Origin of the sequence: Vibrio sp. 10N.247.310.98 (assembly GCF_041467395.1) — a bacterium.
GTDB lineage: Bacteria > Pseudomonadota > Gammaproteobacteria > Enterobacterales > Vibrionaceae > Vibrio > Vibrio crassostreae_C.
The window spans coordinates 59,670-81,661 of sequence record NZ_JBFSUL010000018.1 but is presented as its reverse complement, the minus strand read 5'-3'; the positions used below and the strand labels follow the sequence as shown (position 1 = coordinate 81,661).

25 protein-coding genes are annotated in these 21,992 nt (G+C 47.5%); 3 read left to right on the top strand and 22 right to left on the bottom strand.

Annotated elements, in window-relative coordinates; translation table 11 throughout:
* Positions 1 to 301 precede the first annotated feature (301 nt).
* Positions 302 to 454: a hypothetical protein gene (locus tag AB6E78_RS09745; RefSeq protein ID WP_016800262.1), complete on the top strand. Its 153-nt coding sequence runs from the start codon at positions 302 to 304 to the stop codon at positions 452 to 454.
* Positions 444 to 1,043, top strand: coding sequence for a Fic family protein (locus tag AB6E78_RS09740; protein ID WP_102257488.1), 600 nt, complete (start codon positions 444 to 446; stop codon positions 1,041 to 1,043). Before AB6E78_RS09745 ends, AB6E78_RS09740 begins: the two co-directional genes overlap by 11 nt.
* 200 nt (positions 1,044 to 1,243) lie before the next feature.
* Here the strand turns inward: AB6E78_RS09740 and AB6E78_RS09735 are convergent, their stop codons facing one another.
* The 3 genes from AB6E78_RS09735 to AB6E78_RS09725 all read right to left on the bottom strand — a co-directional run bounded on the left by AB6E78_RS09735 (position 1,244) and on the right by AB6E78_RS09725 (position 3,373).
* A complete protein-coding gene (locus AB6E78_RS09735; RefSeq protein ID WP_016800264.1) occupies positions 1,244 to 1,705 on the bottom strand; it encodes an RES family NAD+ phosphorylase in 462 nt (153 codons plus the stop codon).
* On the bottom strand, positions 1,702 to 2,145 hold the full coding sequence (locus AB6E78_RS09730) for an antitoxin Xre-like helix-turn-helix domain-containing protein (protein ID WP_016800265.1): 444 nt from the start codon (positions 2,143 to 2,145) through the stop codon (positions 1,702 to 1,704). Before AB6E78_RS09730 ends, AB6E78_RS09735 begins: the two co-directional genes overlap by 4 nt.
* A gap of 406 nt (positions 2,146 to 2,551) precedes the next feature.
* Positions 2,552 to 3,373, bottom strand: a complete 822-nt coding sequence (locus tag AB6E78_RS09725) for a restriction endonuclease (protein ID WP_137001392.1) — start codon at positions 3,371 to 3,373, stop codon at positions 2,552 to 2,554.
* Positions 3,374 to 3,704: 331 nt separating this feature from the next.
* Between AB6E78_RS09725 and AB6E78_RS09720 the strand changes: the two genes are divergently transcribed.
* Positions 3,705 to 3,977 carry a helix-turn-helix domain-containing protein gene (locus AB6E78_RS09720; protein WP_137001391.1) on the top strand — a complete coding sequence of 91 codons (273 nt, stop codon included), beginning with the start codon at positions 3,705 to 3,707 and terminating at the stop codon, positions 3,975 to 3,977.
* Positions 3,978 to 4,142: 165 nt separating this feature from the next.
* Here AB6E78_RS09720 and AB6E78_RS09715 read toward each other — a convergent pair whose 3' ends face one another.
* The 19 genes from AB6E78_RS09715 to AB6E78_RS09625 form a co-directional block, all read right to left on the bottom strand.
* Positions 4,143 to 4,586 (bottom strand): hypothetical protein, encoded by a 444-nt coding sequence (locus tag AB6E78_RS09715; RefSeq protein ID WP_017091788.1) that lies wholly within the window; start codon positions 4,584 to 4,586, stop codon positions 4,143 to 4,145.
* Between the two features lie 85 nt (positions 4,587 to 4,671).
* Positions 4,672 to 7,380 (bottom strand): conjugal transfer protein TraG N-terminal domain-containing protein, encoded by a 2,709-nt coding sequence (locus AB6E78_RS09710; RefSeq protein ID WP_137001390.1) that lies wholly within the window; start codon positions 7,378 to 7,380, stop codon positions 4,672 to 4,674.
* A 12-nt stretch (positions 7,381 to 7,392) separates the two neighbouring features.
* Positions 7,393 to 8,754 carry a conjugal transfer protein TraH gene (locus AB6E78_RS09705; RefSeq protein ID WP_137001389.1) on the bottom strand — a complete coding sequence of 454 codons (1,362 nt, stop codon included), beginning with the start codon at positions 8,752 to 8,754 and terminating at the stop codon, positions 7,393 to 7,395.
* Positions 8,751 to 9,146 carry a conjugal transfer protein TraF gene (gene traF, locus AB6E78_RS09700; protein WP_372153760.1) on the bottom strand — a complete coding sequence of 132 codons (396 nt, stop codon included), beginning with the start codon at positions 9,144 to 9,146 and terminating at the stop codon, positions 8,751 to 8,753. The genes AB6E78_RS09705 and traF (AB6E78_RS09700) overlap by 4 nt, the downstream gene beginning before the upstream one ends.
* A 57-nt stretch (positions 9,147 to 9,203) precedes the next feature.
* On the bottom strand, positions 9,204 to 10,013 hold the full coding sequence (gene traF, locus AB6E78_RS09695) for a type-F conjugative transfer system pilin assembly protein TraF (RefSeq protein WP_170967990.1): 810 nt from the start codon (positions 10,011 to 10,013) through the stop codon (positions 9,204 to 9,206).
* A 12-nt stretch (positions 10,014 to 10,025) separates the two neighbouring features.
* Positions 10,026 to 10,229 (bottom strand): hypothetical protein, encoded by a 204-nt coding sequence (locus tag AB6E78_RS09690; protein ID WP_137001387.1) that lies wholly within the window; start codon positions 10,227 to 10,229, stop codon positions 10,026 to 10,028.
* A gap of 24 nt (positions 10,230 to 10,253) precedes the next feature.
* The gene (gene traN / locus AB6E78_RS09685) at positions 10,254 to 11,999 is read right to left on the bottom strand and encodes a type-F conjugative transfer system mating-pair stabilization protein TraN (RefSeq protein ID WP_137001386.1); all 1,746 of its coding nucleotides are present in this window, start codon (positions 11,997 to 11,999) and stop codon (positions 10,254 to 10,256) included.
* A complete protein-coding gene (trbC, locus tag AB6E78_RS09680; RefSeq protein ID WP_372133225.1) occupies positions 11,996 to 12,682 on the bottom strand; it encodes a type-F conjugative transfer system pilin assembly protein TrbC in 687 nt (228 codons plus the stop codon). The genes traN and trbC overlap by 4 nt, the downstream gene beginning before the upstream one ends.
* A 12-nt stretch (positions 12,683 to 12,694) precedes the next feature.
* Positions 12,695 to 13,696, bottom strand: coding sequence for a conjugal transfer pilus assembly protein TraU (traU, locus tag AB6E78_RS09675; RefSeq protein WP_137001384.1), 1,002 nt, complete (start codon positions 13,694 to 13,696; stop codon positions 12,695 to 12,697).
* Positions 13,697 to 13,706: 10 nt separating this feature from the next.
* The gene (gene traW / locus AB6E78_RS09670) at positions 13,707 to 14,432 is read right to left on the bottom strand and encodes a type-F conjugative transfer system protein TraW (protein ID WP_137001383.1); all 726 of its coding nucleotides are present in this window, start codon (positions 14,430 to 14,432) and stop codon (positions 13,707 to 13,709) included.
* A gap of 4 nt (positions 14,433 to 14,436) precedes the next feature.
* Complete coding sequence (locus AB6E78_RS09665; RefSeq protein WP_372133229.1) at positions 14,437 to 14,784, bottom strand: TrbI F-type domain-containing protein; 348 nt, start codon at positions 14,782 to 14,784, stop codon at positions 14,437 to 14,439.
* Complete coding sequence (gene traC, locus AB6E78_RS09660; protein WP_137001381.1) at positions 14,781 to 17,324, bottom strand: type IV secretion system protein TraC; 2,544 nt, start codon at positions 17,322 to 17,324, stop codon at positions 14,781 to 14,783. Before traC ends, AB6E78_RS09665 begins: the two co-directional genes overlap by 4 nt.
* A gap of 4 nt (positions 17,325 to 17,328) precedes the next feature.
* Positions 17,329 to 17,709: a type IV conjugative transfer system lipoprotein TraV gene (gene traV / locus AB6E78_RS09655; RefSeq protein WP_137001380.1), complete on the bottom strand. Its 381-nt coding sequence runs from the start codon at positions 17,707 to 17,709 to the stop codon at positions 17,329 to 17,331.
* A 10-nt stretch (positions 17,710 to 17,719) separates the two neighbouring features.
* Positions 17,720 to 19,126 (bottom strand): TraB/VirB10 family protein, encoded by a 1,407-nt coding sequence (locus AB6E78_RS09650; protein WP_137001379.1) that lies wholly within the window; start codon positions 19,124 to 19,126, stop codon positions 17,720 to 17,722.
* Positions 19,126 to 19,848 (bottom strand): type-F conjugative transfer system secretin TraK, encoded by a 723-nt coding sequence (gene traK, locus AB6E78_RS09645; RefSeq protein WP_137001378.1) that lies wholly within the window; start codon positions 19,846 to 19,848, stop codon positions 19,126 to 19,128. The genes AB6E78_RS09650 and traK overlap by 1 nt, the downstream gene beginning before the upstream one ends.
* A complete protein-coding gene (traE, locus tag AB6E78_RS09640; protein WP_137001377.1) occupies positions 19,845 to 20,405 on the bottom strand; it encodes a type IV conjugative transfer system protein TraE in 561 nt (186 codons plus the stop codon). The genes traK and traE overlap by 4 nt, the downstream gene beginning before the upstream one ends.
* Positions 20,405 to 20,710, bottom strand: coding sequence for a type IV conjugative transfer system protein TraL (gene traL, locus AB6E78_RS09635; protein WP_137001376.1), 306 nt, complete (start codon positions 20,708 to 20,710; stop codon positions 20,405 to 20,407). Before traL ends, traE begins: the two co-directional genes overlap by 1 nt.
* Positions 20,711 to 20,751: 41 nt before the next feature.
* A complete protein-coding gene (locus AB6E78_RS09630) occupies positions 20,752 to 21,054 on the bottom strand; it encodes a type IV conjugative transfer system pilin TraA (protein WP_102488488.1) in 303 nt (100 codons plus the stop codon).
* 164 nt (positions 21,055 to 21,218) lie between these two features.
* Positions 21,219 to 21,590 carry a hypothetical protein gene (locus AB6E78_RS09625; RefSeq protein ID WP_102488489.1) on the bottom strand — a complete coding sequence of 124 codons (372 nt, stop codon included), beginning with the start codon at positions 21,588 to 21,590 and terminating at the stop codon, positions 21,219 to 21,221.
* Positions 21,591 to 21,992 lie beyond the last annotated feature (402 nt).

The window sequence follows — 21,992 nt, the reverse complement described above, 5'->3', positions numbered from 1 at the left end:
AGACTGTGACAGAGTCCTTCGGTAATTAGACCGTCAACCTCCCTCGGTAATCACAAAATGCCACGTGTTAAAATTCAGATTGTGACGTTTTTGGGGCAGCTCTGAGCTAGCTGGCACTTTGAGAGACAAGTGCCACGGGTAAAACTTTAGGCCAATGAAGCCTCTGGATAAAACTTTGCCAGTGACATTACTAGAATAGAATGCTGCTGCGCGGCTCACTTGGCTTTGCGAAAATCGCTACTTCATGACATTAGCTGATTAGTCATGTACAATTAATGCAACCAACAAGAGGAACATTGATATGGCCAATGTCTCAAATCCGAAGCGCCAAAAAGCTACATTTACCCCTAGCTTAAAGAACTTCAAAACCAGTTTGGGTTATGAAGGCATGACGATAAATAAGAAATCGAACGTTCAAACCATTGAAGATTTAAAACGCAAGTATGCGAGATAAATATGGTGCTGATCAGGACAAATACTGTTACTCAAATTCTGATGTTTTAATTAACAGATTGAATATACTTGACTCGGATGAACTTGAAAAAGCCGAAGTTGAGTTTACGAGTTATAGGTACCTTTCATACAAAAGTAATGTTTCTGAAATCAAGCATTTAGACTTCAATCACCTCAAATGTCTACATCACCATCTATTCCAAGATATTTTTGAATGGGCAGGTCAAGTTCGAGAAGTGGATATATCTAAAGGCTACACTCGATTCTGTACCGTTTCTAGGATTGAAGCTGAAGCTTCAAAATTATTTGATATTATCCCTTCGTTAGACAATTTGGCTTTGCCTGATCTTATCCAAGAATTAGCCAGTCTATTTTGCGAATTAAATTTGTTACATCCTTTTAGGGAAGGTAATGGCCGAACTTTACGTTTTTTCTTTGAAGAACTCGTATTTGTCCTTGGCTACACCATCGAGTGGCCTAAAATTACTCAACAAGAATGGATTGATGCAAATATTGCAGGGGTATCACTCGATTTAGAACCGTTAATTACAATATTTCGTTTAGCTCTATCTAGTGAAAAACAAGACTGAATTTTTGTGCGATTGCATTAGTTTTAATCGCCTAAACTCAGCTGAGGAGTGTTGAACCGCTTTTTTCTGTGAAAAATAACGGGGCGAAAGTGGTTTAACTTATCTTCGCCGTCTAACTTGATGTAGCCAAAAACAGATCAAACTAAATTGGAACTGACAAACTTTAATGTCCTCGGACAATTACAGTGGGAATAGCTGATTTATAGAAGCCGCGTATCGAAAGAAATTTCGTGTTTTTTGGCTGTTTTGATGAGTTTTGGATAACCTGGATGTTTTGTGTTGAGCACATAGTTTTGTTCGCGAGGCACAATCACCGATGGGATCGCCAGCGCCAAGCTTGAATAGCTCGATAACCATTGATCACCGATTTCGGCTGTCTGAAGCGGGGCTGGCTCTTCATTCCAGTTGTCCGGTAAGTCGTCATTTTCAAGGACCAAAGCATCGGCTTCATCCAGTTCCAACGTAAACAAGACATAATTTTCAAGTACTTTGGTATTTTTGAGATGAACCAAGATTTCTAAAATGGCAAGTGACTCTGACGCAGCAACATAAACCGCAGACCGTCCAATAGAATTCCAACGCCCTCCGTACAGTCTGGAGCCTTCGCCATCGAAAGCTGACTCTTCCCACTTTTCCTTTACGATTCGGTACAAAGTGATCAAGAAAATACCCCATGCTCTAATCGTCCAATTAGGTTTAGCACACCCTCTGATTCAGCAGTTGTGGCAACCATATCGATAGGGCGGCGATTACCCAAACCAACCACAGGGGATTTGATCCATTCACACGCGGCCAAAATATCACCTTCAAACAAGTTGATGGTTTGGTTGAATATCTCAGCAAAACGGTACAAACGATCACTTTCGTCTTTGTTAAAACGTCCAGCTTTCGATCTGCGGTTTAGTGTGGCTGGTGGAATTGTAACAGCGGTAGCCAACTCTTTCTTTTCCAATTTAGAGTGCTTGGCTAGTTTGTCAAAAACATCAAAATCCAGACCTTTATGAACAGACTCATAAAGGGTTACCCCTCGCGATGGAATACCTACTTGCTGCCAAAAGCTAGCTGGCTGTTTAACAGGCTTGAATGCTTGCATTTGTGACATAACAATAACTCCTTATCAGATGGTAGTGTCATTATGTATCAGATGATTGCGGTAGGCAAGTTTACAAGTACATAGCTTGGAAAATTGGAGAGCGACAAGTAAGTTAGAGCATTCTCTGCTTTATTTTACCAGAGAAAGAAACGCCGCAATTCCAACTGTCGGAAGACAATAGAGATTGAGAACATGAGTCGCGACGACATGCTGACTCAGAACTGGACAAGGTTCATCTAGAGAGGGTTTAAAAGAGGTAATTGCTCCAATATCTTGCCAGACCTAGCCTTGTCTTTCAGAGATACCGCAATAAATCAGTTGTTGGCCATGCCAAATAGCATAGATGCCAGCAGCAACTTTCGGGCCATCAAAGATTACTTGCTACAACAAGCGTATTTTGCGAATAGATTAAAACTCAGCAGTCGCAAGTATAACGACACTTTGGATACGTAGAGCAACCATAAAAAGACATACCAGATTTAGCTCCTCGCTTAGCAACACGCATTACAAGCTTAGATTGGCAACTAGGGCAAATCATAGATTCGACGCCTGCCCTGTGTGTTTGGGGCGATATTGATGGTTTATTTTGAAAGCTGCGGCCATCTTCAATCATATGTACTAGTTCGCTGCCGTTGACTAGCCACAGGCGCTTATCTAGAGAAAAAGTGACAGCCTCAGAAGTAAAGTCTCCTGAAGTTACGATAATCATCTTACTGGCATTGTTCGCGATCATGACACCGTACATTTCCCTTAGAATTTGCACACCCACTTTGCGAGTTTTCCAATGCTTACATTGTACAAGGCTTAATTCACTATCTTTTGTAAGCCAAATATCAACACCGCCATCAGATTTTTGAGCGAAAGACTGTTTGACCGCATACCCTTGAGACTTAAAGTATTCTCCGATGTAACTTTCAAATTCGATCCAAGTCAGGTGATTTAGTGGGGAAGTATTCCTCTGAATTTTAATCTGAGTGTTCGTCTTGAGATAGCTTCTTTTCCTCTGATATTGCTTGAAAAACGCTATCGGTGCGGGGAGAAGAAATAAGAACGTAAAATATGGAGCCATCAAGGGCAAGTTTGGAGCAATAGCTTCAAAGATGAAATTATTGCTATCCACGGCCAAGCTAGGCAATAGGTATGAAAGCCCAAAATAAATACAAGCAGAGAGTACTACGCTTAACCACCATGGAGCGTCCATTAAGTGCCATATGATTCCATCGTGTTTTCGTGCCATTTGAAGATTACCTGATAAGCGTTTAGATGCATTAAAACACAAGCGATAGATGATGAGTATAGTTTGTAAGGTAATATTTATCAGGATGATAGCTATTGATGAGCTAGGGCAGGGAAGGCAACGCTTGAAGTCGGATTCCTTGTTCGGAATCCGAACACTTCTAACTCATAATTGTCGAGTAGACGACATACTCAAGTCAAGATGACTGTGCCCACCAAGCGACTACAAACCAAAGCCTGCATGACATCAAATTTGGGAGTGAGCGGATTTTAAGGCACTTTCATGATAAATTTGCCAACATGATAAAATCGATTAACAACCTCCAATTTATATGAATGACCAACTAACCCCAATCAACAAAGACCATTTGAAAAAACTTATCCGAGCAGAACTGGAGCTAACATGGTTTGATAATAAATCAGCTAGCTCGGATATGTCTTGGGTTACTCCTACGGTGCTAAAAACATTGTTTACTGAGTTGATAACTCATACGCGTGGTAATCAATCAAAGGCTACTAGGATGTTAGGGGTCAACAGGGGGAGTTTCAGCAAAAAATTAAACCAGATTACAAGTAATGAACTTGGATTGGTTGAAAGCCTATAGGTATATATCAGCCTATTAGGACACAGCAGAGGGCGCAGTCATCATTACTTTGAAAAACGCGGCAAGTCAGTAGCTTGGTCTAAGTTTACCCCCGTGAGATATCACGGGGGTAGTAGCGAACGGCATGATAATAATGGATAACTTTTGGTAGGGTAAACCAACAGCCTACAACTGCTTTTGTACAGGGCAAGGGTATTGCTCTTTGAGAGCGGCAACAAGGTAGCTTCCGATAGAGCCCGCAAGCCTATTATATTTTTTTACACGAGGATCATGCTCAATTTGGTTATTGATAAGATCTATTAGCTCTTTTGTTTTCCAGTTATATAAAGTGTCGCGATTGGCTGCATCTTTCATGGGCAAGCAATAATCAATGCGCTGATCGCGAGCATCTAATCGAGTGGTATAAAAATCTACCGTATCTGCAGCAGCACGAACGGTGGCTAATAAGTATTGATATTCTTGATTATTCGTCTTTTTATAATACTCCAAGTAATACGTCATAGAGGCTGGATTGTTTTTACTGCCTGAAAGTTCATCAAAACCTTGTGCCGTAGCTCCTGAAAAAGAGCACCATGTGAATAAGCCTAATACGATCCATTTCATCATCATTATTCTCTCCATTTAATATTGTGTATAATACTAGGTTGTTTTGATACCTTACTTGGGTTACTCAATAATTAACCATTATTTATATTTAAGTTCGGGTTTTATCCTCCTCATTCTCTGTTGGCTGCAAGGTGGAAGGTGGCTCAACACGGTTACTGGTGGCCTCAAATTGTTCACGTGTCTCCTCCACGATTTGTGAGTGGTTGTCTGGGTTGTAATAACGCTCAGTGCCGCCGCGCTGTTCATGCTGCTCAATCACCGTTTGGCTGGTGTTGCCTAGAGCTTTACCTTTGTATTGTTCGCCCACCATCGTTTGCCACTCGGCTTGGGTCGGCTCAGGATTAAAGGTTTGTTCGTGCTCTTCTTGAGTGGGTACGCTGGCGAGCACAAAATCTTTAAACGTGTCGGTTGTTTTAAATGCTTCCCATTCATTTGTTCGATCTTGGCGTGATTTATCATTACTACCGGTAAGAATCTGCTTTGCTCGTCCTTCTTCAGATTTATATTGCTCCTCCACAAAATCTTGGAATGGTATTTCCAGTTTCTCAATCAGGCTCGCCACTTGACGATGCTCTTGGCTGTTGACTTGGCTGAGCGTATCGACCTCTTGCTGAGATTGTGTCGTGGACGTTATCAAGCCTTGCGTCTCACTAAAGTTCGCCGTAAAGCCAGTGGCGTAAGTGCCCATCTCCGTATTACGTTCGTCGGCCGTGAGGCGGTTGCTCGCATCGATGGTTTGGTTGGCACCAGAGCGGTAGGATTCGATAGCGGCTTGCATTTGGCTTTGTTGCTCGTTGCTCATGCTGCTGAGCGTTTCGCGGTCTTCCTGTGTCCATTTTTGTCCCGTGGACGCGTTCACATTCCCATTAAACCCTACGGCGTCACCGAGAGCGCCGCTTGACAGTCCTGCATTCACGTCATAACCGCCGTACGCAGAGTGTAAGAAGGCATTCGCTTTCTCATGGCTCCATCCGGTTGCTGCACTGACTTGCTCAGTGGCGGAGTTGACCTGCTCTAAGCCTTTTGAAGCCGCAGCAGTTGCACCGTGTCCATGAGTTAAACCGTAACCTTGGGTTGAAGAATAACTCTCTTTCCAATCGGCCATCAGTTGAGAGCCACTTTGTGTGCTTTGCGACAAGGCCGCTTGTTGTGTCGAGAGGTTGGATTGAGCATTGGTGTGCAAGTCTTGCACCGCTTCACTGTATTGACTGGTTGATGCGACGTTCCATTGGAAATTCGACGCGGTAGGGCTAGTGTCATACACGGTGGTATCCCCGTATTGCGTTGAAAGCATACCTTTAGTGTCTTGGGTGGTGGTACCGTGCTGTTTCAACAGGGTCGACGTATCAAACTTATTGCCATTGACGTTGTTAAACGTGTGGGTCTGCATTTGCGTATTACCGTGACTGATGTCACCGCTTGAGGCCGCGGCTGAAGTACGGGCATTGGTTTGGTTTATCATCCCCGCCAGTTGGTAGTTTAAACTGCTCATCATGGCCGCCGCCCCCTTGGTTAACGCTAAGGCAATCGCGGGGGTGGACATCATCAAGTAACCAGTAATGGCGGCGTAACGCGTGTTGACGTAATCAATGCCGCTCATGTTCGAGAGGGTAATGCCGCGTAACCCTTGTGTCGCGCCCTGGGTCGCCCCTTCTAAGAACCACATCATGATCGCGTTGAGGATGGTGAAGATCATTGGCCAAGTCGCCAGATAGAAAAAACTGCCCACATAGTTTTTAAGGACAGGCAGCGTCATATGTGGCAGCAAGGCAATGATGGCAATAATCGCCCCAAAGCAGACAAACAAAATCACCCCTATCGAGTGCATCATTGGAATGAACTCTTTGGCTTGTAGCCCAATGTTGGCCCACATGGTCGTCGTTTGCATTTGGTTGGCGGTGTAGGCGTAGTTGGCCGCGATACCTCGGTGCGTGTTTTCGATATTCCAGCGCGTCATGTTGATGACCATGTTCTGTTTTAAAATATCGACCGCGCTGTTACTGACCCCAATTAAATCTTGGTGGCTATTCTCGATGGCGTTTCTTAAAAATGTTGAGTTGATATTACTTTCTCTTCCTAAAATATACGCGCCCAGTTTATTGAAGGTTTGATTGGCTTCTTCATCAAATTGTTGAGTGATTTCAGGAAACGCGTCGCGGCAGGTTCTGTATTCACCCTGATGGTTATAGAGCCCACGAATGGGGGACATCGATTTTGTGGCGAGAAAACCCAGTAAATCCGGTGCTTGCAGGATGTTTTGCATGGAGTACTTTTTGTTAATTCGAATGTCTCCGACGATGCAGTTGTGATAAAAGTCTTTCCAATAGCGTTGCAGATCAATGGTTTCGGCGTTGGCGCTACGAAGCAACGTGTATAAATTCGAACCAAACACCATGCCTGAGGAGCTGTAGCTTTCATCCTCTGTACTGCTAAAGACGATTTCAATGCCTTCGGTTAAGCCGTGCATGAACGTGGTGGCCGCCCAACCGGGTATTGCGACGATGTAAGGCACGTTATTCACGTAATAAATGCGCATAGGATTTTGCGCGTCATTGATATGGACGGTGGCTTTCATGCTGATAAGAAAAGTGGGGATAGCCAAGTAAATGAACATAAAACGCATCACATGTTTCGCGTCTCGAGACACAAAAAATAGGGTGGCACTGATGATAAAGGCCAGTTGTAAGGCGATTTCGATTAACGAGCCAAAGGTGTTGGTGGTAAAAAAAGTGGCGACGGCGTTCAAGGCTCGTTGTAATTGAGGGCCTGCGCCATAGAGATAAAAGTCTAAGGTCATTGGGGATCTCCTTTAATGGCCAAAGGTGAGGTTCGATAGGGTAGCGTCACTTGCCGATTGGCTAAGGAGCTTTCGTTTGCGTTTTAAGCGCTCAGTGAGGGCTAAGTACGCGTTCAATTTTGTTTTGTGACGGTCTCGAATGGTTTGTAAGTAATCCCTTGCACTGTTGATGCCTTCGAGAGTGCGATTGACGTCGGTTGGGTTAACCGAAGCGAGGTTGGTCATGGATTGATTGACGATCATCAGCATGTTGTTGAGATAGGCATGCAAGAGATCGGCGGCAATATTTTGAGCGTATAAATGGCTTTCTGGTTGTAGGTTGAGGTGCGCATCATCAATGAGCATTGCTAAGATAGGAATGTCACTGAGTTCAACAAAGCTCTTCTCTGAGTCGGTGATAGGTTGGTCAGATTGTAAGTGGGCATAGAGCGTATCGACGGTGTGGCGCACTTTGGCGTTAAAGGCTTGGCTTTCATTTAGGCTGATGGCGCTTAGGCTCATCGAAAGGCAGGTCTCGGTGTTGTCGCATCGATACACCTCCAAATCCCCTCCGGTCAAAAGGGCGTTAATGGCGGTGTCGTTACCCACTAACATGGCCGGAATGTAGCTTGGCGTCCCCTGCGCGTCGTAAATGACGGTGCCAGTGAGGCTTACGATAAACTCGGCGACCTCTTGATTGTCTTGAAGGTAAGCGCTTTTCATGAGCGCATCCCACACCACATTTAAGTTCACTTTCACTGCGTGCGCCGTGGCGTCATCGGTGTTGCTAGCCAGTGTGCTCTGGTTGGTACGGACGTTGCGACATTCGTGTTGCGCTTCTAACCAATCAGCGAAAGCGTTGCTTTGCGTGCCTAGGGTGGCGCAGGCATGTCGCTTGGCTTCCCCATCGGTAAAGGCCGCTAAACCAGAGACCGCCGATTGCGCTACTTGGCAAGAGTTCATCGAGGTGGTGAGGAACTGATCAGCAATGGCTTGCAGTTTGTCCCGATTCTCTTTGATGCTCGGCGCCCAAGTTTGCAGCGCTAAATCCACCGCGAAGGGCACGGCGTTGGCAATGACGGCTTTACCAAAAGCCACCAGTTGGTCAGAGTTAATATGAGAAAAGCCGCCCATAAAGGCGTCAATGCCACCGCACCCTGCGCTGACAGAAGGCAAGGTGATGGCGGCCAGTTGAATGTTTTTGATGTTGGTGCGAGCAAACAAACTGCCCGCATTATAGTAGGTGGCGGATTGACCCTGATAGGCACTTGGGTTCGTGATGTTGCTGTTAAAACTGCTGTCATCCCAAAAGCTGTTCATGGCGTCGCCCAGGCCGCCCGCATGAAGTGAACCGGCAATACTCATCAAGAGAGCCAGGAGGGTAGGTCGTGTCATTGTAAACTCTCCATTATGGCGACATCGGCGCGCACGGCTTGGTAGCTCTTAAGCAGCTCAGTGTACGGAACATTGCCTTCACTCAAACGCACGTACTTACCATTGCTGACGTTGATTAAGAACGTGGCGGGCGTAATGGCGTGTTTGAGATCCCCAAAAAACGCGGCTGTGATGTCAGGATTGGTCGGGATAGGCGTGGTGAAACCGGGTATGGGCTGTCCGTCAAAGGAGAAATCGTACACAGGCAATTGGGTGGTTTGCTCGAGTCGCTTCATGGTCGGCGCAAAGTGGTGACACTCAGGGCATTGACTAAAATGGAAGAACACCAAAGCGTACTGACCTGTCATCACAGGGCGAGTTTGCGCTTGAGCGAATGAGGGTGAGGCGAGCATCATCAGCACACCCAGCAATAACGTGCGAAGGAAAACGTTCATAGGGGGCTCCTTAATTTAAAAGTCGCTGTCTTGATAATCGGTCGCGACGTTGTGAAAGCGAGAGAGCAAGTCTTTTTGTGAAATGAAGCCGTAGGCGAGGGGCTTGAGTGCTTTGGTGTGAACATTGGCCAGCATTAAAGCCGGTGTGTAGCGCACCTGTACACGCCCTGTCTTATCAATACGGTTTTCATCAATCGCCTCAAAGGTCTGACCGTCTTTGCTGATCCCCACCAGTTCGATGTGGTACCGGTGGGCAAAGTCTTGGATGGAGGGCGCCAGAGTTTGAGATAAGGCGTCTTGCCCTTCGTAGATGAAGTAGAGGCCCCAACCTTCTTGCACCAATTGACGCACAGTGGCTTCGTTTTTGAGCTGGAGACCTTGATAGTACGTCGCTCTTGCGGCTTGCTCTGTGGGGCGGTCTTTGGTGTACGAGTATTCGGGGTGTTCGTTGATGAGCTTTTTGAAGGTCATGCCCGTTTGAGTGGTTTTGCCATCGATGAATTTTTTCAGCTTCATCAATTTTAGATTTTTCTCTTCATCGGCTGGGTTAATCGTGGCATCGTTTAACGCTTCCTCAAATGTCCGGTGGAACCATTGCATCTGCTCGGTGGCGCTCATCACAGTAGACACGCTGTTGGGGGGGAGGCTCTCCTCCTCTTTGGGAGGGACTTTGGGCGCTTTGGCCTCGTTATACCAGCGCCAGCCTTTGGGGGGCTCATTAGCGAAACTGTGAAAGGCAAACACAGACAACAACATCAACGGTAGGAGGTTGATTATTAATCGGTTAACGGAGTTGTTCACCGTTTTTGTGGATATCTCCTTCATGGTGTGACCTCATTATTGCCAGAAACTCAGCATCTTGTGGGTGCGCGTGTGAAATAACATCCAAAGTGCTTCATCGTTACCGTGTTTTTGTTGGTGCCTCATCATTTCTTGCTTGAGCTGATGGAGTTTTCGTTTGAACAGAAGATGGCGGATCAGGGTGGTAGCAAACCCGGTTGTCGACAGGGTGGCCACAAGTAGAGGGAGTAGGGGGTCCATATCATGTCCTCATCATTGATTAAGTTAAGGTCTATAAGCGCTTTGCAATCGCTCTTGGATTTCTTTTGCCGAAGGCAGGTTGGTGTTGCGGTGCATGTCGTCATAAAAGTCCGAAAAGTCGAGGCGTTCAAAATCTATGTTTTGAAGCTGCTCGGGGGTAAGGGCGCCGCAAATGGGGGTTTTGGCGGTTCCCAGACTGATACCTAACTGGCCTTTCGAGCCTTGCTCTTGGATGATGCGTGCCAACTTGCTGTCAAAGACGCAGTAGGTCTTCTTTTTCCGGATACACGCGCCTAAGACTTTTTCTGCGCAATAACTGCCAAGGGCAATCGTAAGCCCTTGCTCTTTGGCTTGGCCGAGCGCCTTCTCTTCATCGTTGCATTGCGTCACGCCAATACTCGTGCCCCAACCACCGTCTTTGCAACAGTCGGCAAAACCCAAAGCCGCGTCTGTGCATTTCATGCCTTTGCCTGTAAATATCATTGGTGGATCGCCAAGACCGTCAGCGGCTTCTGCGAGGGCGGCTAAGGCTGAGGTGCTTTCATTAAAGCGGTTTGAAGTGGTCGCCATGGCTTCAAAACAATCGCCATCCAGACAAAAGCTCTCTTCTCCACAGATTAATTGAGTGGCACTGCAGCGCCGTTGTGGGCAGGATTTATTGACTTTCTCCTCAATGCACACACCGTTTTTCTGGAGGCTGCAATGGGTCGAAGTCGTGGTGCAATCGGCGGGCAGGACGTTGCACGTATTGGGTCGAGTGCATTGGTGGTCAACCCGGTACTTCCAGCAATCAAGCGTGGTCGGTATGCCATTAATGGTCCGAGTGGCTCGACCTTCAATGCATTGCTGGCGAGTGATCTTGCATGAGTTCATCAGGTTGCATTGTGTTCGCCAGGTTATGGTGTTTTTGATGCAGTTTCCCCCGGATAAGGTGAACCCGTTTGAGCAGCTTAGCGTGGCTTTTTTCGTTTGTGTAGTGGGTCGACAAATCTCGTAGCGTTTATCCCAGTGTTCGCTCGCTTGCCAATTAACGTGATAGGTCTGTTTTAACTCGCCAAGCGTATAGCCTTGATTGGGAGAGACTTGCTTCCCGCCCCATAAATACGTGGTTCGTGACGATGAGAAAATGCCATCACCTCCCGTTTGACTCACATAATGTTTATTATTGTATCGGCATTGTGGGAGGGGACGTTGGCAATCCTCCCCTTGCTGTGTCCAGCCGGATGGACAGCGGTAGAGTACTTCACTGAGGCTCACGGAGGCGACGGGGACTTTTTCACACGGTACTGGGTTGTGAGTCGGCCGGTGACATTGCTTTGCGATATTATCGATGACGCACTGCGTGGCGTTGTCACAATCCACGTACTGATTAGACTGACCATGACTGATCTCATAGGCGTTCTCAATGCCAAGGGTGGCGAATCGATACGTATCATCATTGGGGTCAATGATGGCACTATTATTGTTAAACCCCTCTTGTATTGCTTGAGCGTGTTCGTTGCTGCCAAACTCCAACGTGGATTGGTTTGTGATTTGTGCGTCAGTCATCCCCGCTTCATCAGGTTGTCGGATTTGGCTTTCACACCCTAGATTATTGTCGCTGCAGAAGTCGGACAGGTTAAGCGTCATCTCTGAGGGGTTGTAAGCCTCATTTTGGGCGTTTTTCGCCCATTCCACGTTGTCGTAAAACGTGTTTTTTTGTGGGTCGGCCAGGGTAGGAAGGGAAATTAAGAGAGCGGCGCTGAAAGAGAGCAAAAAGGGCGTATTCAAGGGGAACTCCTATTGAGCACTTGTTTGGCGATGTGTCCGACATCGCCTTGGCTTAAAATCGTTAATGCGTTGGGAAGGGAAAGGTTGCCGTAAACCATGTCGTAAGCATTTTTCGGGCAAGACGCTTCATTGCACGCGTCTCCAATCGCCACAAACACGGGGACATGGGTGATGTTAAATTGACGAAACCATTGTGGGCTGATGGCAAAACCGCCCTCAATCGCCTCTCCCTCGTCGGACGCTTCTAACAAATCCATGATTCGAGAGGTGGTTGGGACCATGCCTTCTGGCAGTACCCCACGTATCACGAGCGGAACCTGATATTGCTGACTTTGTTTGAGGAGCTGTTTGAGCGCGTTATCAGGCATGGAAAGTGACACAAACACCATCACACCTTGCGCCTTTTTGTTTGGATTTTCCTGAGGCTCCACAAGCACACTCGCGAGCGGCGAGTCTTGCAACGCGTTATCGAGGTGTTGATTCATCGACAACGCTTCTTGCTTATGTTTTTGACTCCGCTCAAGGAGGGGAGCCAGTTCACTGTGATTGGCTGGCGCTGCAATGGTCTGCTCTTGCTTGGCAAGGGCTTTGAGCTCTTCTTGTGAGTAACCCACTTCGGCCAATGCAAGAGGGCTAACCAGCAGAATAAGTAGTAGCCAAGAGGTGCTTGGGCTAAATGACATCGTCTCGTTTCCTTATAAAAATACGCAGTTACGTTTACGCCAGTTCACAAAGCCAAAGTTTCCTCCAGTTATCGGGTTGTCTTTGCCTTGCTCCCAAAGTGACGACGTTGTGCCGTAGGGATAACAGTGAGCGGCATCACCAATCGGTGCCGACAATTGATAGCGATAACGACTTTTCGGCAAGATAGGCTCTGGCCACTGATAACAGACCGCGCCATCCTCGCCTCGTGTTTCCCATACAATGCCTTGCCTGTGCATTTTAAAATTAAAACGCTCTAACATCAGTGTTCCAACTTGAGGACCGGTATGAGAGTAAGCGCTGTTACCGGTTAATGGGTAGACGCTGCCTTGTGAGCCTAAACACCAGAAAAGCGCATCAAAAGGCAAAACGCGCCCTGTGGTGGTCGCCATGGCTTCGGTGATACAAGAGAGCTGCGTGGTGGGGTGGCCAAATAAAATGGCTTCGGGGTTAAGAATGAACGACATCTCATCATCCTCCCAAAAGGGATCAAGCTCGGTGAGGTAGGCCACATCGAAATTATCCGTGGCCATGCAGGCCGCCGACTGCATCAGTTGTAGCCAATAAATCACCGGATATTTGTACCAATGCACGTGATAAAAAGCATTGCCGCTGGTTTTGCTGCTTGAGTCGTGCTGCGAGCCTCCTATTTGTTGGCTATTGTCATGACTCAACTGCATCCCCATGTTGACCATACAGTAGGGGACTCGCGTCACGTCCACCAAGGAATACGGCTCCCAATACCCAATGTTTAAGCCAATTTGCATAAAAATGGGCGGGGGTTTAGGACAGTAGGAGATCGGCATGCTTGGGTTGGCGGTGTCAGGGTATGAAGAGCTAATGAGAGGCACACTGCCCAGTGTCATAGGAAATAGGCAGTCCCAGCAAATATCAGACAATGGATTTAAAAAATGCCCCGTGCAAGCGGCGGATTGAGCTTGGGTTTGCCAAGGAAATAGGAACAAACCAAACAGTAATAACCTAGGGGATCTCACGTTTTTCTCCTTATTTTGTTGTCGTCTCACTCTTGTTCATGGCCGAGGTGAATGGCGTCACGTCGATCTCTGTGATCTTCCACCGCGCTCCGTCTTGTTCAATCAGTGAAGGAATGTGTGAGAGTTGAAACTGACGGCTGTAGTGACCTTGTTGGTCAAAATAAATTCGAGCGTCAAACTCTTTGGCGACGTTTTCTGGACTGCCGTTGGTGAGGGTCCATTTTATCGGCTTATCTGCGCGGTATTGTTTAGCCCAAGCGCGCTGTCTTGGGTCGTCACCATCAAGAAAGACAATCACATACGAGTAATCGAATGAGTGTTTGGGAATATCGATTGGCCAAGTGTCGGTATCAAAGGGGTTGATGACGAGGCCTTTGGCATAAAGGAGGTTGCCTTGTGCATCTTTGATATCAGTGGCCAGCTTTAATGATGGGTCGATGTAAAAGGTGTTGGGCGCGGTGGTGGTGGTCAACCCTTCAGCGGGAGGGGGTCTTCGCACGCTCTTTTCTACGCTCTCCACAAACTGCTGCTGCATCTTTGCCGTTTCTCCCGTGGCTTCTAAGTGTGTCAATCGGCTGTTGATCCATTGCAACATGTCGACTTCTGCGATGGGAAACAGTTCGCCTTGACGGCCGAACTGTTGACCAAGCGCGGTGGGGGCGAGGGTAAGTAAGGTGATACTGATCACTTTTAAGAGTGCGGTGGGTGTGATGGATGAATGACCGTGAATAATCATAAACTCATGACTCCTTTTTAAGCGCCTCAATAACGTAATGTTGGATCTCGGTGGTTCTATCTGGCGCGCCGCTGATGAGTGCGCCTGGCACGAGGAACACGAGGTGGTGCGCTTGTGCGTATTCTTTCAAGAGGCGCCTGAGTTCTGTATCAAAGGTCGCCAGTTGCGCGCTGTGCGCCTGATCGCCGAGATTGGCTTCAATGAGTTGGTCTTGATATTGCGATAACGTTTGTTCGATATCGAAGACCACGATTTGAGGCGCCGTATTGAGCTTGATGGCTATCAGGGTGAACATCATTAACGCTATAGCCAACAAGGCATAGACAAGATAGGTGTGACGGATGGATTTCATTTGGGCTCCTTGCCATAGATGAGGGTATTAAAGGTCTTAATTTCCTTTCCGTAAAAATGCTCGGCGGTTTGATTGACGGCTTCCATAAGTGATAGGCCTTGGTTCATCAAGTTTTCACAATACTCAAACTCATGCGGCTCTGTCGAAAGGCACGCACGAGTAAAAGGATCGGCAAACAAGCGATGAAAGGTCGTGACATTCCCGGTTTTTAGCATGACAGAGCTGTAACCGGCGATGGAGGACTTTTCAAAACTCTTGATGACAAATTGCTCATAGGGTGAAAAGTGTGAAGGATTGTCTTTGATGAATTTCGCCAATCCACTGCCTTGACGCAGAGTGATGTGAATGTCAGAGTTATTGAACGCGGCAAGCGCTTCGGGTGTGCTGTAAAAATCTTCAATCCCTTGCGTTACGGTGCAAAACGATCCCCCAAATTTTCGGGCGGTGCGATAACCGGTGTTGATGAACTCTTGCGCCTGCGCATTAGAGCCGGCCATCAGAGACCACGCTTCTTCAATGATGCACATCTTCGGCGTGGAACGAGAGCCGGACAGGTACATCTGCTGAGTGATGCTCGACATCAGCGCAAAAATCACCGGTCGCATGATGTCCGAGGGAAACCCGTCCAGTTCAATGGTGGTAAAGTGGACATTGGGGTCGAGCATGGACGGTTTATTGAAAGTGTCTCCGTAGATCCCCTCTGAGCGGTATTTATTCAGTTGCATGGCGATATCGGAAAGACGGCGATCACCGCCTTGTTTTTCGGCCGCCGAAAACAGCGCTTCTTGCACATGGTCAACCAAGGTCTCGCTTTTGTGTACCTGCCAAGCCGTAATGATGCAATCTCCGAGGACCGATTTTTCAAAATCTCCCATTTCGTGCGTGGGGCAGGCCATGGTCGCAAAGAGTCCGGTGATGGTGTGCAGCGTTTCCTTGAGAGGGTTGACCTGTTCGCCTTTCTCATCGGTATAGTCATCGCCCATAGCAATGCGTTCCAGATGAGTAAATGGATTGAGGTAAATCTTGTCAGCCGTCATATAGCGACCGCCAAGCATCAAGGTGAGCTTTTTAAAGCTCTTTCCTTTGTCTAACGCCCAGATTTTACCGTTCATGGCAAAGAGGGTTTCGGCGAGCTTTTGCACAAAGAAGGATTTTCCTGCCCCGGAGCCTCCGGTCAGGGCGATGTTGTAGTTATCTGACCCACAATTAAACGGATTAAACCAAAAGGCTTGTTGGCGCATGGTGGGCAGCATCATGCCGCCACTGAAATTCTTTACGTCCATCACAAGAGGCAAGAGGTTAGCCACATTACCGGTTTTTACGGTTTGAATGCGTCCAGCACGGTCGCAATCAGCCCAAAACCCATCGGTCATCATGAACGGTAAGGTTGTCATGAGTGCTTGGCTTTGCAGCATCGAGACGGTTTGTAAATCGATCCCGCCAGAGCGAAAGGCGTTAATGGCCGTAGTGCGGTGCAGTCGCTCGGATTTTTTATTGGTGAATAACGTCAGCGTCAGGTGCATGTATGCCATGCTGTTGATGCCATCCGACATTTCATCTCGAATTTGCTCGCGTTCGGCCTGCTCTTTCTTCGCTTGAGGGAAGAAAAATGCCATCGGGGACTTGAGCGTCTTTTCCAGCTCTCCAATGCGTCCGCCATTTTTGGTCGCAAAACTGCCCGATTCTTGATGGCGAAAATTGAGGGTCATGAGGTGTGGACATTGCACATTTTTGGCCACGCTCTTTAAGGACGCAAAACAATCGGGCAAGGCGTATAGGCGGAAAGTGCGAGGCGTGCTGCGTAAGCCTAAGGAAATGATCCGAGAGGTCACCGTTTGATGTTGGCGGTTACTAAAGCGAACGTCGGTGTAATGTCGGCGCGTTAAAAACTCGGTATCAGGAGAGAGGGCTTGTTTGTAGAGCAACGCTTCGGGGGCGTATTCAGATTCACAAGGGGCAGTTTGTGTGGGGTCAAAATTGAGAATGCCTTCGACGTAGTTGATTAAGCCTTCAGGGGTGAGCGGCGTGAGCTCCAGTCCAATTTGGGATAAAGAGGTGGTGAGTGCCTCTTTGCAATCCAATACCTGGTCAACATCGTCCGTACTGGAGACAAACAACCACGCGGTGTAATCTTTGATGTCAAAGTAATGCTTCTGACGATGAAAAAAGCCGTGGTGAGCCGCAAAGTTGGCGTAATCGGCTTCTTGTTTTGCTAATTCACTGCAAATACCCGTACGAGCGGATTTCAATGCGGCATTTTGCTCAATCAAATGACTCACGCGGTTGTGGCCCATCATGGAAACATGGTAATCCCATTTATGGCCAGTCGGTAAATCCATGATGAGACGGTTAAACGCCTCCACTATATCGTCATTCGCCCCCGCTAAGACGCTCAATTTGAAGCCAAATCCGACGCCTTTTCTGTTATGAAAGAGGCCGTGCTCCGCATCAAAAGTCCGGTAAGGCAGTTCAGAATGCAGGTGGTTATATTCACGTTTGGCTTCTTGATAAAACCCTTTTAAATCTTTTGATACGCCCATGGCGTTAATCCTTCTTGATAGCCTGAACAGGGCGACCTGTCCAAGTAGACTCGTCTAACACAATATAAATATCCATCGTGTCGAGGTAAGTGGTGGTGTCATCCGAAGTAAAAGGAAAAATCACCACCTTCCTAACCGTGTCTTGGGTTCGCACAGGATGGCCTTCACGTGTGCGTCTTGGCAGTAAAACAAAAGGATGAGAAGCCAGGACGTTCGCCTCGATGGCGCGTTTTGAGGTTGGATGGGTTGAGATACTTCGAATGTCATCCATGCTCGCGCAGCCGGGAGTCCCGCCGATTTTTTTGCAGCTGAATTCGTCTTGAAAGCCCGCCGAGCAGCCGGCGAGGGCGCTGATAAGCAGCGCGGTGAAAAGCTTGATAGTCATAAAGCGGACCTTAATTTAATTGTTGGTTAACTTCTGCCGCAAGAGGGTTGAGAGTGATGGTTTCTAAAAGGGTGTCCGGTTTTGCTTGCTCTTTTTCCTGACGAGCAACATAGCGTTTGATCGCCTCCTCATCATCGAGAGGGAACCCTTTCGTAAAGACGATATTCACGATGCCCCCTGGATTGATTTCGATGAAGGGGTGGTATAACTCGGCTAAGGCAATGTAGTAATCCGAAAGCTTGCTCCCTACTTCTGAGGTGGCGTTGCCCAATAAACTTAATCCCACATCTTCGCTGTTGATGCTGGACGTTGAGCCCAGCGCTGAGGTCGAGGTGGTGTTGGCCAATCCCGCTCCCGCCTCTCCCAGTCCGGTTAAGATGCCGGAGATCCCCGCCATTTGGACGATTTTGCCGTTACGTAAAATCGAAGTACCACGGATGCCATTGCGACCAAAGTTAAAGACAGTGCCTTGTACAGGAATGTCTAAAATGCGACCGTCCCGAATGCAGCTGAGGGTGTGAGTGCGGGCCACGCCACGACTCGAAGAGAGGTCTCCGTACACGCTTCCAATGATGGTGCAGTCTTTGAGGTGGCTCTTTTCTCCATTGGGCAACACGCCTTCATGCACGGTTTGAAACACGATGGGGGCGGTATCACTTTGGCCGAACGCTCCGGCATTGGCATCCGCGCCACCGGTGATTTTGGCGGTCACAAAGGTGCCCGACGGGACGTAATTGTCAACGGTGCGTTGGTAGGCTGACTCTGAAGAGGCTGTCCAAAAAAAATCAAACGAGTCAAACGCTTGTCCTTGGTCATCAAACGAGGCCTTATCGGCGTTGCTGTATTGAAAGCTCTCTTTTTGCAGATCATGGGTGGCGTAAGAGGGCAAAGGTTTGGGAGGAAGAGGGCGCGAACCAAATGGCGCCGGCTCTCCCATGACGGTCAGGTGACTGGCTTCCTTCGAGGCTGACGCTGGGGTTGATGGCAAGGCGACGGTGCGCTGCGCTTCTTGATTATTGCGTATTTCAGCGCGTAAGGTTTCGTTCTCTTTTTTCATTTGTGCGAGCGTATTTTCATTGCTCGTTATCAAACGTTCGACGTCTCGATTGAGGTTTTCCATCTTCTCTTTGACGTCTTCAATGTCTTGACCTTGTAAGGTTAATGCTGAGCGGTTGTCTTTGTCGGTAAAATCATCAGTAATGATTTCACCAAAATTAGGGGTTGGCTCAACGATTTCTTTGGCAGTATCGAGTGAAGAGCGCGGTTGTTTAAAGGCTTTAAATGCAAAAAAAACCGCGACCAAGAGCGCAACGGCCAACAGGCTGAGTATTTGGTTGCGTTGCTTACTTCGGTCATTGGCAATAACGCCATCATCCAAGTCTGACTCTCGTAATAGCCACTGTTTAAATCGTCTCATTAGTGTCCTCCTGTGATGATGTACAGATGGGTAGATTCACCTGGGGCCAAGGTATAACGATCAAGTGAGGCACTCCGGCTGGCGTAACTGTAAAATTGCGCTTCAGTAAGGGTGACGGTGTCACTTGTTTGGTTTTTAACTTGATAAATAAGCCCGGAGAAAGGCCGGCCTACAAAGAGGGTTTGCGGAATAATGGCCAGTGGTGACGTGTCTTTGGGGAGAGTGTCAGGGTCAATCGGATGGACACGAAAACCAGGAATAGGCGTCTTGGAGCGCTGCCAATGTATCATTTGTTTGGAGAGCTGCCCCAAGGCCAAAGGGTATTCGAGATCTTTTTCAAAGACACTTTTCTCTTCAGTAGAGCGAAGCGAAATGAACTCGCTGACCACCGCAGGTACGGCTTTAGGGTTGATAAAAAGCGAGAAATTTTGGCCTTTTTCTGTGGTGACGTGCGCGGTAAAAGGCAAGGCGATGTTGAGTTTGACGGTAATCGAGCCCGATTGGTCTCGTTGATTGGCTTTGGCGAGACAAAATCCTCTAGGGCAATGAAGGTTTAATATCTTGTCGTCTTTCACCACTAAACGATTGGTGTTGACCGAGGATAACGGTAACACAATGGTGTCATTTTGCTCAAAATAGTAGGTCTTTGCAGCAATCGTATTGGCGTAGCTGAGGATGGGTAACAACCAACCAACAACAAGAGAAAGGAAGTGTATTTTCATAATGGCACCTCTTGGACGATGCTGTGAAGTTCAATCAAGCCACTTGAGTAATCGGCTTGGAGTAGATACGTCACGGGCTCAGGGTCGAGTGTGCGCCCGGCGATGGTTTTGTTGAGTGTGCCTTTGATCCGTATTTTCATTTCATTGAGATTGATAGACAGCGAGTCAACTTCAAAAAAACTGGTAACGTCGTTCTCGATGATAAATTCGGCTTCTCGTATCAACTTGTCTTGTAAGCCGCTCCAGTATTTAGGCGGCACGTAGGTAATGAGTAAGTTGAATTGACGTTTAACATTAGAGGGCGTGACATTAAATTTTAGGTGTATCCACCAATCGGCCATCAAAGAAAGATACGCTTCATCAACCGCATCGCTTGAGATCGTAAACGCTCGGTCGATATGAGGCGGCACTATGGTGCGCTTGTCCGCTTGGTTTTGGCTTAATAAAGCAAAACTCAACCCAGCGGCTCCTAAGGCGGTGATCAACACCACCGCGGTGAGGACGTAATTGATAAAGCGAGCCGCTTTAAGCGCCTCGCCGTTATGTTCATTGAGCATCAGTAAATCCAATATTTTTTTGTGGTGGGGGGCGTGCGTTTAAAAATGGTTTTATTCGCCGTGTCATCCCCATACCAGTGGATGAAGTGAATGATGAATTTGGGGCCGTGTCGGACTTTTAAGCTGCGAATGGTGAGGAAAAAGCCGATACACACGGCGACCGCGACCAACCGATTGATGTTGAACAACATCAAAAACAACAAGATAGAAGGGAGTATTTCATCGATTGGAAATCCGACTATTTTGACGTCGGTTTGTAAGTAGTTTGGAAAAGCGAAGAGGGTTTGTTTGTCTTGATGATCCATGGTGAAATAGGGCGAATAGTTTCGCGCTCTCCTTATGTGGTTTATAAGCCTACAAACCCTTTACCAACTTCCCAGAACACCACGCCAACGAAAAAGCCGATGATGCCACCCACCCAGTTCTTTTGCATGATGCCCACGATGATGCCGCCAATCAGGCCTGCCACCAGAATGTAGAACTCGCCAGAAGACCCCGTCCCTACCGTGTTGGTCACGGTATCTTTACCACTGGCAAAAAGGTCATCGGCGTAAGCGGGTGACGCACAGGCAAAGTAGACGGCCAGTAGCATACAAAAGTGACGCCAATACGTAAGAGGAAGGATGAAGCGTGAGGTTTTATCTTTCATGTGGTTACCTTTAAATGTAAATAAAAGAGGCACGACATCGCACCGCTTTTATCAAAAGGGGTGTCGTGCATCTGGTGGGTTGAAAAGTGGACGTTGTTTGTTCGTCATGCCTTTGGGCTGACTTTAAGCCGTATGAGTGAGGGTGGTCCCATGGTGCTTCTTGATTACATTAAAGGCAACAAGGAAGCGTTTACATACTTCAAACCGCGATTGCGACTGACGTGTTGTTTCCAATTTTGGGGGGTCATTATCGTATTTTTGAGTTTACGATAATGTTTTTTGCGAGCATTTTTTGATGGTGGTGGCGTGAGTTGACGGACCGATTGAGTGTGTTTTTGAACCGAAACGAAATGAACACCCTTCCAATAGAAAGGAAAGGGGAGGCGGTCAGTAAAAGGCAACAAAGCAGCAAATGCCATGTATTCACGCCCGACTGAGCCCAGTTCTTTGAAGCTGACAAAATCCCCTTGTTCAACAAAGCGGTCCAATAAACTCCCCGCCTCATCTTCACGACAATATCCGTATACAATTTGCATTATTTAAACTCCTTTTAAGGACATTGTTTTGCTCTTTTAAAAGAACAAAACAATGGGCTCTCTCTCAAGAGCCGTGCTACAAACTGGCTTGTGTATTCTTGTAGTAGAATACGCACACCCAAAGGGTGTGGTGTCTGGTATTCCCAAGTAACTCTGTTTAACCACTTAACCAGCATGCTTAATTGAGTAGAAAAACAGCCTTGGACGTCGCCCCAGGTAAGGCTCCTGAACTTTTTAGGCATATTACGCAGGCCTGCGCCCATCTGCGGCGCTTTTTGCAATAGTGAAGGCAGCCACTCTTACGGTGATGCGGGTGTTGGTATGCTGATGGAATAAAAAGCCGACGAATGTGTTTTTCGACTTTGCTCTCAAAGACTGCGATATCAACGTAGTCAGTATGAA